Origin of the sequence: Ruminococcus sp. OM04-4AA (genome assembly GCF_003462585.1) — a bacterium.
GTDB classification, from domain to species: Bacteria; Bacillota; Clostridia; order Lachnospirales; family Lachnospiraceae; genus Mediterraneibacter; species Mediterraneibacter faecis.
This window is the reverse complement of record NZ_QTZH01000163.1, coordinates 1-889: the sequence shown is the minus strand read 5'-3', so window position 1 is coordinate 889 and position 889 is coordinate 1. Positions and strand designations below refer to the sequence as shown.

Sequence of the window (889 nt, the reverse complement as noted above, 5' to 3'; positions counted from 1 at the left end):
AAGATATTCATCACGACATCCAAAATGATATGTATTACGACATCCAAAATGATATGTATTATTATATATTAAATCTCTTACTTTAAATTCTAGCCCATTTTCATCTTCAAAGATTCCCTCATTTTTTTGTTTTTCAAATGATTTAACAACTTTAAATTCATGATCTGGATATGCATTTTGCAAACACATAATAATCCTTTGATCTGTATCTTTTCCTGTTAAAGCATTATCCGCATTAGCTTTTTTCAAGCCACAGCCGCTCAATAAGGATATTAGCATAACCATTATTAATCCTCCTATAATTCTTTTCATTCTATCCTCCTTTTTTATGTCTATTCCATAAAAACTATGGAATAGACGTAAAATTATTTATAAACTACAATCAATTTATTACCTTCATTTCTTACTTTCAACTTGTCATCTTCTACTATTGCTGATCTGATTGTTTCTCTATACTTCGGATCATCAATATACAATACGCTTTCTTGGTGTAAATCCTTTTTGTTATATCCTGCATCTGACCTAATCGCCAAATTCCAGAAATGATTCCCATCTTTCGTATAAGAAGATACATCATTTTCTAGTAATGTTTTTCCTTTATTATCATAAATTCTTTGGCTTGTATGAATTTCATCTTTTCCATCTACTGAAGCATACCAATTACCGCCATCTGTATTTTCATATAAGCCTATTTCACCTCCATAAGCATTTCCAAAGCCATACGTTCCCTTCCAAAATTGCAAACGATAATTTTTATTATTATACTCATACTGAATTACTCGAGTATCTAAATCCATTCCTAAATATGTACCTGCATCATCAAATAAATCTGCAAATCCAGATAATTTTTGAATTGTTTTTCCATCATTAGTATAATTAATAATCTTTA

Annotated in this window: 2 protein-coding genes; both read right to left on the bottom strand. The window is 29.2% G+C overall.

Translation table 11 applies throughout. The annotated features are described in order from the left end of the window. Positions 1–312 (bottom strand): LptM family lipoprotein (locus DXB52_RS15930; RefSeq protein WP_207661774.1); only part of this gene is annotated, 312 nt, incomplete at its 3' end. 53 nt (positions 313–365) lie between these two features. Continuing rightward, positions 366–889 (bottom strand): DUF4474 domain-containing protein (locus DXB52_RS15925; RefSeq protein WP_118108096.1); only part of this gene is annotated, 524 nt, incomplete at its 5' end.